The 10,988-nt window shown below is 43.0% G+C and carries 11 protein-coding genes and 1 pseudogene; 8 read left to right on the top strand and 4 right to left on the bottom strand.

Going from position 1 to position 10,988, the window contains the following annotated elements:
• Positions 1-15: 15 nt before the first annotated feature.
• Positions 16-1,200: a TolC family protein gene (locus tag CJF29_RS05060; protein ID WP_099147115.1), complete on the top strand. Its 1,185-nt coding sequence runs from the start codon at positions 16-18 to the stop codon at positions 1,198-1,200.
• A gap of 253 nt (positions 1,201-1,453) precedes the next feature.
• On the opposite strand, the gene CJF29_RS05055 is transcribed toward CJF29_RS05060, so the two are convergent.
• Both CJF29_RS05055 and CJF29_RS05050 read right to left on the bottom strand, forming a co-directional pair.
• Positions 1,454-2,530 (bottom strand): transposase, encoded by a 1,077-nt coding sequence (locus tag CJF29_RS05055; RefSeq protein ID WP_002558306.1) that lies wholly within the window; start codon positions 2,528-2,530, stop codon positions 1,454-1,456.
• Positions 2,472-2,882 carry a hypothetical protein gene (locus CJF29_RS05050; RefSeq protein ID WP_002558307.1) on the bottom strand — a complete coding sequence of 137 codons (411 nt, stop codon included), beginning with the start codon at positions 2,880-2,882 and terminating at the stop codon, positions 2,472-2,474. Before CJF29_RS05050 ends, CJF29_RS05055 begins: the two co-directional genes overlap by 59 nt.
• A 101-nt stretch (positions 2,883-2,983) precedes the next feature.
• On the opposite strand from CJF29_RS05050, the pseudogene CJF29_RS05045 reads away from it, so the two are divergent.
• A pseudogene (locus CJF29_RS05045) lies at positions 2,984-3,469 on the top strand (hypothetical protein); the annotation flags it as partial.
• On the opposite strand, the gene CJF29_RS05040 reads toward CJF29_RS05045, so the two are convergent.
• Positions 3,466-4,929 carry a methyltransferase RsmF C-terminal domain-like protein gene (locus CJF29_RS05040; protein WP_074560206.1) on the bottom strand — a complete coding sequence of 488 codons (1,464 nt, stop codon included), beginning with the start codon at positions 4,927-4,929 and terminating at the stop codon, positions 3,466-3,468. The pseudogene CJF29_RS05045 and the gene CJF29_RS05040 overlap by 4 nt on opposite strands.
• Positions 4,930-5,038: 109 nt before the next feature.
• On the opposite strand from CJF29_RS05040, the gene CJF29_RS05035 reads away from it, so the two are divergent.
• The 3 genes from CJF29_RS05035 to CJF29_RS05025 are packed head-to-tail and all read left to right on the top strand — an operon-like array spanning position 5,039 to position 6,676.
• Positions 5,039-5,818 (top strand): DUF6249 domain-containing protein, encoded by a 780-nt coding sequence (locus CJF29_RS05035; protein WP_074560198.1) that lies wholly within the window; start codon positions 5,039-5,041, stop codon positions 5,816-5,818.
• Entirely contained in the window at positions 5,815-6,366 is a 552-nt protein-coding gene (locus CJF29_RS05030) for an RNA polymerase sigma factor (RefSeq protein ID WP_099147645.1), read from the top strand. Before CJF29_RS05035 ends, CJF29_RS05030 begins: the two co-directional genes overlap by 4 nt.
• Positions 6,347-6,676, top strand: coding sequence for a DUF5056 domain-containing protein (locus CJF29_RS05025; RefSeq protein ID WP_099147644.1), 330 nt, complete (start codon positions 6,347-6,349; stop codon positions 6,674-6,676). Before CJF29_RS05030 ends, CJF29_RS05025 begins: the two co-directional genes overlap by 20 nt.
• Positions 6,677-6,728: 52 nt before the next feature.
• Here CJF29_RS05025 and tnpC read toward each other — a convergent pair whose 3' ends face one another.
• Positions 6,729-8,141 (bottom strand): IS66 family transposase, encoded by a 1,413-nt coding sequence (gene tnpC / locus CJF29_RS05020; protein ID WP_229112578.1) that lies wholly within the window; start codon positions 8,139-8,141, stop codon positions 6,729-6,731.
• Between the two features lie 241 nt (positions 8,142-8,382).
• Between tnpC and cls the strand changes: the two genes are divergently transcribed.
• From cls to CJF29_RS05005, 3 genes are read left to right on the top strand one after another with little or no spacing between them, the layout of a single operon-like run.
• The gene (gene cls / locus CJF29_RS05015) at positions 8,383-9,654 is read left to right on the top strand and encodes a cardiolipin synthase (protein WP_004311690.1); all 1,272 of its coding nucleotides are present in this window, start codon (positions 8,383-8,385) and stop codon (positions 9,652-9,654) included.
• Between the two features lie 39 nt (positions 9,655-9,693).
• Complete coding sequence (locus CJF29_RS05010; RefSeq protein ID WP_004311691.1) at positions 9,694-10,488, top strand: thymidylate synthase; 795 nt, start codon at positions 9,694-9,696, stop codon at positions 10,486-10,488.
• A gap of 4 nt (positions 10,489-10,492) precedes the next feature.
• Positions 10,493-10,987 (top strand): dihydrofolate reductase, encoded by a 495-nt coding sequence (locus CJF29_RS05005; protein WP_008998801.1) that lies wholly within the window; start codon positions 10,493-10,495, stop codon positions 10,985-10,987.
• The last annotated feature ends 1 nt before the right edge of the window (position 10,988 follow it).

Genomic DNA, 10,988 nt, shown 5'->3' with positions numbered 1-10,988 from the left:
ATAAAGAAAATCAGAATGAAACAAATCATAATCATAAGCACTGCACTTCTGTTCTTAGCCATAGGCAGAGTGCAAGCCCAAAACGGAATTGACCAGGTATTGAAGAATATCGAAACGAACAATAGGGAGCTGCAGGCAAACGAGCAACTGATTACTTCGCAGAAGCTGGAAGCCAAAACGGATAATAACTTGCCTGACCCTACTCTTTCTTACGCGCATCTATGGGGAGCGAAAGATAAAAACGAAACAATCGGTGAACTGGTTGTTTCACAAAGCTTTGATTTCCCCAGTCTATATGCTACACGTAACAAGTTGAACCGCCTGAAGGCAGGAGCTTTTGACAGCCAAGCGGATGTTTTTCGTCAGGAGAAGCTGTTACAGGCAAAAGAACTCTGCCTGGATATTATTATGCTCCGTCAGCAAAAGCATATTTTAGAGGAACGTCTCCGCAATGCGGAAGAGCTTGCTAGAATGTATGCCAAGCGTCTCCAAACAGGAGATGCAAATGCGCTCGAAACCAATAAAATCAACTTGGAACTACTGAATGTCAATACGGAAGCGTCTCTGAACGAGACGGCACTCCGCAATAAACAGCAGGAGTTGAATACACTGAATGGTAATATTCCGGTGGTCTTCGAAGAGAACCAATATCCGGCTATACCGCTCCCGAGCGATTACCAAATGTTGAAATCGGAAGTCATGGCAACGGACCGTACTCTAATGGCACTAGGCAACGAGAGTCTCGTTGCACGTAAACAAATCGCTGTCAATAAATCCCAGTGGCTGCCGAAGTTGGAACTCGGCTACCGTCGGAATACGGAAACAGGTGTGCCTTTCAACGGTGTAGTAGTAGGCTTCTCCTTCCCGCTTTTCGAAAATCGGAATAAGGTGAAAATTGCTAAAGTGCAGGCACTCAACATCGACTTGCAAAAGGATAATGCTACCCTGCAAGTGGAATCTGAATTGGCACAGCTTTACCGGGAAGCAAAAACGCTGCATGCTTCAATGGAAGAATATAGCAAGACTTTCCAGTCGCAACAAGATTTGGCATTGCTGAAACAAGCTTTGACAGGTGGACAAATTAGTATGATCGAGTACTTCGTTGAAGTGTCGGTGATCTATCAAAGTCATCAAAATTATCTGCAATTGGAAAATCAGTACCAAAAGGCAATGGCACGGATTTACAAAAGCAAGCTATAAATAGTACATAAAACCCTTTAGGCATGGATTACGCTGAACATACTAATTTCTATTTTTAAGTTATGTATTCAGTGTAATTCATGCCTAAATATATATTCCATAGATCTCCCCTCCTCTTCTCTCATTTTCTTCAAATTCCGACCGGATATTTCAAAACAATACATTACATTTGCAACGAACATAAAATCTGAATTATGAGACCTAAACATTTCTATTTATTCATGTTATGCGGGGCACTTGCAAAAACCTGTGTTTAGCCAAATATCTTTGAGAGTCTGAATAAGAAGAACTTTACATCTATAACCCCATGTAGTTGTGCTCGAAACTGCTTGATCTTTGAATTAAGAGATTCAGCAGACGCATTGGTAGACCGATTGATGAAGTAGTTGAGAATCTCTCCCTGCCGTTCATAGATGGTTGCTGCAACAGTGTTGAAGTTTTCGTCTCCGAACTCTCCGACTTTTGCATACCATTGGGCGAGGCTTTTCTTCCCGCTTTCCCTTGTGGCGTTTTTGTTATTGAAAATCATGCGCAAAGAGTGCGAGATTGAATATGCGGTCTTCATATCAGGATAGAGTTCAAACAGCAGCCTTGCACGGATTTTCTGAGTCGCTGTCCATTTATCTGCCGATGTCATCAGCAAATAGCGTGAGCGCGTCAGGAGTTCACAGACGGTATCTCCGTTTGACAGCCTCACAGGCTCGTACTTCTCATTCTTGCGGTTAGGCTTCCGTCCTTGTTTTCCTTTCCGTTTGCCTCCATTCTTCTCAAGACGTCTCTTTCGTGCCTCGGCATTCTTCTTGTTACGGAGCTTGTGCTGCTCGCGCGCTTCCACTTCGGTACGTTGGGCCTCGCGCCTGTGCCTGATACGCACTTGCTGCATGGCATCGTAGCAGTCCTTCTGGACATGGAAGCGGTCGATGGTTATCGTGGCATACGGGAAGCACTGCTTTACTATGGAATGCATGCTCTCGGAGAAGTCCATCGTTACCTCCAGCACCTTAGCCCTCTCGTACCAAAGGATGCGCATCAACGCCTTTACGACATCCTCGACCTTTGTCCCCTTGATAATGGCCACGATAGCTCCCTTGCCGCCATGGGCAGCCTTGTTGGAGATTATTGTATAAAGTTCACCGTCAGAGAGCGCTGTCTCGTCAATGCTCAGTTGTGGCCCTATGTTCTTATAGAAGACAAGCCAGTCCTCCGCATGTGACAATTCTTTCCAGGTGCGGTAACCGCTGAGGAAATCCTTGTAGGCACGTTCGAACTCGTCAGCCTTGATGTGATACGGTTTCTGGAGTGATCTGGCTGTAATCGGGGATGTATCCAAGGAATTCTTTTAAAAAAGCGGCAAACTCCTTAGTGTGCCGTGTTCCTTTTGCTGTCAACTCCCAATCTCTGCTATACGTCCTGCCCAAACCGTCCTTCCAACGGCGACGGCATACGTGCAGAACGGTACGGTGCTCGTTGAGAGGAAAGTGGTTGATGCATGATTCCGGGTAGAAACCGTTGGGAGACAGCTCTGTGTGACCATCCGGCTGAAGGTTCTTCTCGTGAAGATACAGATGGAGAATCTTCTCCACGCCACGTTCTTCTTCCTTAACATCGGTAAGGTCAAAATATTCGTTGAACTCCGAAGGGAGTATGTAGCTTAATAGCTTTACTAATGGATTCTCTGACATTGCTATATGATTGCAAAACAAAGGTACTACAAAGATTTTTTATAGCAAAAAATAACAAACGAAAACACAGGTTTTTACACGTGCCCCCAAGTAGCTGCGGAGAAAATATAAAGTTGCTCCGCAGCTACTTGTCTAACTTACCCAACGGAGATGCGAATCTTCTACCCGGTATTTCCGACATTTTTCTGATTAACAACCACGCACGGGATGCTTATTTTTTCAAACAGGGAGAACAGACCGCCTTTTCATCCGGACTTGAATTAATAACCCAAGGAAGTTACAAACTGGAAAAAGAAGAAAGAGACGATGAGAAAGTGACACTAACCCTCACTTTTTCGGAAGATATGGCAACACCTGTTTCCAATCATAAATTCATTATATGGGGAAACTCATACTTATTTCACCGGTTGGATAAAAGCCTAAATCTGAACTGGAACACTCCGCCCATTGGAGAAACGCGGACATCACCTGCACCTCCTCCTTCCTACACGCTGGAAGAAATAGCTGAAGGCACAGAAATCGGAAAAGGCAGACAGCTTAGCTTTAGTCTTTCCCAACAGGAAATGCCTGCGGGAATACTGCCTTAATCAGTAACGTCTTCTGACAAGATGCGTATATTTTCCGGTAAGTATCCACTACGGATGCGCCATTCTTGCGGATAAAGATTATTGGCACGATTACCGATATTCTTCACAAATCCGAGAGGGATATGCCGATAAGTGAGCAAAACATACCCACGAGGGGCTGTTGCCGGTAAGGTAATGGCCTCTTTTCGTAAATAAGTGATAGCCTGTTCATAACTTATTTCTTCCATAGCGAATGCTTCCCGACACAAAAGGGAGGTACACATTGCCAATGCATGGTTAGGGATCAAATCCTTTCCTTTCACCTCGCCTATCTCAATCCCTGCCGACACGATTTTCAGGCTTTGCTTCATCATCGTCAATTCATTAGTGTAGTACTGCGAAAAAGCCCGGATATTTGTTCCTTCCGCCAATAAAAGATACTTGTCCGAATTTTCATCATTCAACCAGCTTTTAGCCATATTCAGATGTTCTTTCGATACAGGAGAAGATGCTGCTGTTCCTTTCTTATCCTTCTTCTTGAAAACTTTCTCTTTCGCGAAAGAAGATACCGGGATCTCTTCTTCCGTCTCCGGCTTACGAAAAGCCACCAGAAAAAAGCCTTCACCTTTCGTCTTATGAGGAAAAAAATGATAGACGGGAATAAAAGATTTAGAATGATCCCCTTTATCTGACAAAAGATCTCCTGTTATATTCCAATTCTCCTGCACCTGTACAGTTAACGGTTCGCCTCCATACTCTTGTTGAATCCAACGTGCATTCTCTTCATCCTCTTTTGTATTAAATGTACACGTACTATATATAAGAATACCTCCGGGCTTCAACGCATCCCAGATATCCGCAATAATCCGTCGCTGGCGCTGCCAACAGATTTCCACATTCTCGGGGCTCCACTCTTCCACAGCTACCGGGTCTTTACGGAACATACCTTCACCGGAACAGGGAACATCTGTAAGAATCACATCAAAGAAAGAGGGTAAAGCCAAAAAATCTGCCGGATCATTATTGGTCACTACCACATCCGGATGTCCCCACTTCGTCAGGTTTTCAGCAAGAATCTGCGAACGATTCCGGATTACCTCATTGGCTACCAACAGACTCCCTTCGGGAAGTATACTACGGGCATGAGTCGATTTTCCACCGGGAGCCGCACAAAGATCCAACATCTTCACCGGTCCGGTGATATATTGCCGGAGTACCTGCTCCACAAACATGGAAGAAGCTTCCTGAACATAATAACAGCCTGCATGGAATAAGGGATCGAACGTGAAAGTGAGACGCTCCTCCAAATAGAATCCTTCGGAAGACCAAGGTACTTTATCCGATAAAGAATGATTGATTTTCAATTGATTCAACCGGATGCTAACCGATGGTTCCTGTTGGAGGGCAACGGCCAGTTTGTCGTATTCTTCATCGCCCAATAGAGCGCGGGTGTAGTCTATAAAAGAAGCAGGTAATTTCATCTTTCGGTTATTAATTTCCGCAAATATCAAAAATATTTCGTCTCTTTGCAACTTTCTATGATATTAACTACGTCTAACAGATAAAGAAATAAATTAAAAAACTATTGATATGAAAAATTTTCTATTAGCATTGATGGTTGTACTGACCACTTGCACACTGGCTGTTGCCCAGACTACCGTTGTTCGTGATTCCATCGGAAAAGTAAAAGTAATTGTAGCTAAAGACAATAAAGCAAATACGAACAATACTGCTGTCACAGTGATTGGCGTAGATACAGTGAACGCTGATTCTACAGAAGTAGATACAGGCTCAAGTAATGTAAATACCACTCATGGCAAAGCCAGCTTCACATTCGAGTCGGATGACAGTGATTTCCCCTTCAATAATGTTAGTGCCGGCGGAGGTATTCTGGTAGCAATCATAGCAATCGTTGCCGTATTCGGATTTCCGGTATTCATTCTATTTGTAATTTTCTTCTTCCGTTACAAAAACCGTAAAGCACGTTATCGCCTTGCCGAACAGGCACTTGCTGCCGGCCAACCGCTTCCGGCAGAGTTTATCCGCGAAACCAAAACAGTCGATTCGCGTTCACAAGGCATCAAGAACACCTTTACTGGTATCGGTCTTTTTATCTTCCTCTGGGCAATCACCGGTGAATTTGGAATTGGAGCTATCGGCTTACTCGTTACATTCATGGGCATCGGACAATGGATTATCGGTAGTAAACAACAGACTCAAGACGCAAATGCTACCAGGATATATACAGGCAATAAGGATGAAAAAAAGAACCCGAATAACGTTAAAACCGATAGTTTTGAAATCATCCCTTCCGAATCCGAAGAGAAAGACAATGGAGTAAACGAAGAAAAGAACGACGAGAATAAATGAGCCAACTCAATGATATATCGTTAGTCGCACAGGTCGTGGTGTTCAAAAACACCAGGGCCTTCGACCAGTTGGTGAAGGAGTATCAGGCGCCCATCCGGCGATTCTTCCTGAACCTGACTTGCGGCGACAGCGAATTGAGTGACGACCTTGCGCAAGATACATTTATCAAAGCGTATACGAACATTGCCTCTTTCCGGAACTTGTCAAGTTTCTCTACGTGGCTATATCGTATTGCTTATAATGTTTTTTATGATTATATTCGCAGCCGGAAAGAGACAGCCGACTTGGATACAAGAGAAATAGACGCCATCAACAGCACCGAACAGGAGAATATCGGGCAAAAAATGGATGTCTACCAGTCACTCAAAATGCTTAAAGAAGTGGAAAGGACCTGCATCACGTTGTTCTACATGGAGGACATTAGTATCGACAAAATTGCAGGGATTGTAGGAGTACCGTCAGGGACAGTGAAAAGCCATCTGTCACGCGGGAAAGAAAAATTAGCAACGTATTTAAAACAAAACGGTTATGACAGAAATAGACAATGATAAGCTCTTGCGCGATTTCTTCGCAGAAAACAAGCAGGAAATAGCAGATAACGGATTCAGTCGCCGTGTCATGCACCACTTACCCGATCGTAGTAATCGCCTGGCTCGTATCTGGAGCGCTTTCGTGATGACTGTGGCGGCCGCACTTTTTGTATGGTTAGGCGGATTGGAAGCAGCTTGGGGAACCATAAGAGAAGTATTTATCGGTATGATTAATCATGACACTTCCAGCCTTGATCCGAAGTCAATTATTATCGCAGCTGTTGTACTATTATTCATGGCTACACGAAAGGTTGCTTCGATGGCATAATTAACTCCTGGAAAGAAGTAACTACTCAGGTATAAAGTCATATTGATACTTCTCACTGTTCAAGAACAGCAAGAATAGCCTTGTATTTAGAATTTCCGTTTTTCTTAGCGGTTTCAGCAACGGAGTGGACGTTCATAAAAGTGTTAGCCCCTTTTTCTGTACGAAAACATCCGCTGACTTTTTGCTTTACCTTTATTTTTCGAATACCTCTTTCGCTGGCATTATTATCATAAGGAACATCTGGGTTTTGCAGGAAGGTAAAAAGATAATCCTTACATTTGAAGAGACCATTTTTGAACTTCTGGAAATCCTCATGCAGATGTGCTACGCTTTCATTTAGCAATCGGTCCAATCTGTCTTTTATAGTGGTTATTGGTATTACTTCAAAGCTTGTAGTCTTACGGATGTGTATCGCCTCTCTAAGAAGTGTACTCACTTTTTTAGACCAGTTCTGCTTAGGGTCAAGTTCAGTAAGGTATTGAATGTTCCTTAACAGATGTGCAATGCATACCTGATGATTCTTTACTTCCATATTGAAATAGCTACCATGTCGATCTGTGACTAATACAGCATTGGGCAATCCATCAGGAAAATGGTTGTTTATAGCCTTCATTCCTCTGGACTTGTCTTGGTATACATAGGTTAACTGATCCGTTTGGAATATCCATGCCCAATTAAGTGCACTATTGACATATAGTCCCGTTTCATCAGCGCCAACAACTGTGGATTCGGCTATGCGCCTGCGAATTTGGTCACAAACAGTTTTTGATTTAGTCCCTATTTTAGTAAGCATGTTCCGCACTGTACCTTGACTAATAGACAAAGAGAAAATTTCTTTGAGTATTTCACAGATACGTTCAAATGAAACACATTGAACATGGCTAAGAAAAGACACCAGAGACTGAATAGTCTTGCCGTATGAAATCCGTTTACTACATTCTTTGGGGAGCGGGCATTTATTAATGTGGCCGCAAGAACAAGTCACATCAAAAGAGCGATGTTCTTTTACTTGGGGACGGGGTAAAGGTATATCAACCACTTGGGAGACTCCGCTACAAATAGACTCAGCCCCAGTCAAAGAACTGCCGCAACATTCACAATAGTCAGATTTATGTTCTTCGATAAAATCAGGAGAAGTGCTCGTTTCTAAAGTAGAGCCGGGATGACCAAATTGACCACCGTTCTTACGGTCTGACTTCTTGCGCAAAGACTGTGTCCGACGGAGGACTTTGGCAGGAAGCGATTCTTGGGAAGGAGGAATACTACTATTATGACTATCCTTATCAGGTCCTTCATATTTGGATAAACGTTTCTTTAATACATGAATCTCTTTATCCTTCTGATCAATAATACGATAAAGACGGCTAATATCAGCACCTTGCTCAGATATAGTTTGCTCCATCGAAGAGAATTTCTCGTTCATCTCCGATAAGAACTTAGATATGTCTGTTACCTGCTCAATCATTGAATGCAAAAGTAATATCTAGGGGATAATAGAGAAAGGGGATTGGCATAAAGTTATCAGATACATTTCAACAGGTAAGAGAGTTTGGATTACTTTTTCAATTTTCAGGAAAAGATACCTGAGTAGTTACGGAAAGAAGTTATTTCGTTAAAGAATGATAAATTTGCCCTTGTTAGCAAAGGAGCCCAAACTTAGATATCGTATCTTTGTTCTTCTGTAAACTAAAAGAGTGAGAAGAGTTTTGAAATTACGTATATTTATTTTATTTCTGTTCCTGCCTATATTGAGTGTTCAGGCAGGTATCATCGACAGTCTGATGATACATCCCAGGGACTCAATCGGATTAACCAGCGATTCCCTTGTGCTACGCTATTTACAAGAATCGGGAATCCCTATATCTGATAATAATAAGGTAAAACTGCTAAAAAGCGGACGGGAGAAGTTTATCGATTTGTTTGAAGCCATCCGGGAAGCTAAACACCACGTCCATCTGGAATATTTCAACTTCCGAAATGACTCCATCGCCAATGCTTTATTTGCCCTGCTGGCCGAAAAAGTGAAAGAAGGGGTCGAAGTACGAGCTATGTTCGATGCATTCGGAAACTGGTCGAACAACAAACCACTTAAAAAGAAACATCTCAAGAAAATACGTGAACAAGGAATCGAGATTGTCAAGTTCGATCCGTTCACTTTCCCTTATATCAATCACGCTGCCCATCGCGATCACCGGAAAATAGCTGTCATCGATGGAAAAGTGGCTTATACCGGTGGTATGAATATCGCTGACTACTACATTAACGGACTACCCAAAATCGGAACCTGGCGTGATATGCACACACGCATTGAAGGGGATGCCGTCAATGATCTGCAGGAGATATTCCTAACGATCTGGAATAAGGAAACCAAGCAGAATGTAGGTGGAGCCGCTTATTTCCCCCAACATGAGGAACAAACGGACAGTACGAATATTGTGGTAGCAATCGTAGACCGTACCCCGAAAAAGAATAGCCGTATGTTAAGCCACGCTTATGCCATGAGCATCTATTCGGCCCAAAAGAATGTTCATATCGTCAATCCTTATTTTGTACCGACTTCTTCTATCAAAAAGGCGTTGAACCGGACAATCGACCGAGGCGTAAATGTTACAATCATGGTTTCTTCTGCCTCCGATATCCCGTTTACTCCGGATGCCGCACTTTATAAGTTGCACAAACTGATGAAAAGAGGAGCTACTGTCTATATGTATAACGGTGGATTTCATCACTCTAAAATAATGATGGTGGATGATTTGTTCTGTACAGTTGGCACTGCCAACCTGAACAGCCGCAGCTTGCGCTATGATTACGAAACAAATGCCTTTATCTTTGATACCAAAATAACGGGTGAATTAAATACAATGTTCCGGAACGATATCGAGCATTGCACTCAACTAACGCCTGAATTCTGGAAAAAGCGCTCCCCGTGGAAGAAGTTCGTCGGCTGGTTTGCTAATTTATTCACTCCATTTTTGTAATTTTGTGCGGAGAATCATTTTCACCACAACTTATTCATTATGAAACAATACCTGGATTTACTCAATCGTGTACTAACCGAAGGTACAGAAAAAAGTGACCGTACCGGAACCGGAACCATCAGCGTTTTCGGTCACCAAATGCGTTTTAATCTTGATGACGGTTTCCCGTGCCTGACAACCAAGAAACTACATCTGAAATCAATCATATACGAATTGCTTTGGTTTCTGCAAGGTGATACTAATGTGAAATATCTTCAGGAACATGGAGTGCGCATCTGGAACGAATGGGCGGATGAGAACGGCGACTTAGGACATGTTTATGGTTATCAATGGCGTTCATGGCCTGACTATAACGGTGGATTTATCGACCAGATCAGTGAAGTGGTGGAAACAATCAAACATAATCCGGATTCACGCCGTATCATTGTAAGCGCCTGGAACGTAGCAGATTTGAATAATATGAATTTGCCTCCCTGCCATGCTTTCTTTCAGTTTTATGTAGCAGACGGACGGTTGAGCCTGCAACTGTATCAACGCAGTGCAGATATTTTTCTGGGTGTTCCTTTTAATATTGCATCATACGCATTATTGCTGCAAATGATGGCACAAGTGACGGGACTGAAAGCCGGAGATTTTGTTCATACCTTCGGTGATGCACATATCTACCTGAACCACTTGGAACAAGTGAAGCTCCAATTATCACGTGAACCTCGTCCATTGCCACAAATGAAGATCAATCCGGATGTGAAGAGTATCTTCGACTTCAAATTTGAGGACTTTGAATTAGTGAACTATGACCCGCATCCGCATATTGCAGGAGCAGTAGCCGTGTAACTTTATGAGTAAAATATCTATCATTGCTGCCGTAGACCGCCGTATGGCTATCGGCTTCGAGAACAAACTTCTTTTCTGGTTACCCAATGATTTGAAACGTTTCAAAGCATTAACTACCGGAAACACCATACTGATGGGACGCAAAACTTTCGAGTCACTACCGAAAGGCGCATTACCCAATCGCAGAAACATCGTTTTATCTTCCAACCCGGCTACAGAATGTCCCGGTGCGGAAGTTTTCCCTTCACTCGAAGCAGCTTTGCAAAGTTGTAAAGAGGAGGAACACATTTATATTATAGGAGGAGCAAGTATTTATCAGCAGGCCCTTTCTTTCGCTGACGAACTTTGCCTGACAGAAATAGATGATATGGCTCCCGAAGCCGACGCCTATTTTCCGGAAGTATCGCCAGAGATGTGGCAAGAAAAAAGCAGAGAAGCTCATCCTGCGGATGAGAAACATCTCTGCTCCTATGCTTTTGTTGATTACGTGAGAAAATAAC

The sequence above is a fragment of the Bacteroides celer genome (genome assembly GCF_002632415.2).
Taxonomy (GTDB): domain Bacteria; phylum Bacteroidota; class Bacteroidia; order Bacteroidales; family Bacteroidaceae; genus Bacteroides.
The sequence above is the reverse complement of the archived record's forward strand: the minus strand, read 5'-3'. Positions and strand labels throughout refer to the sequence as shown.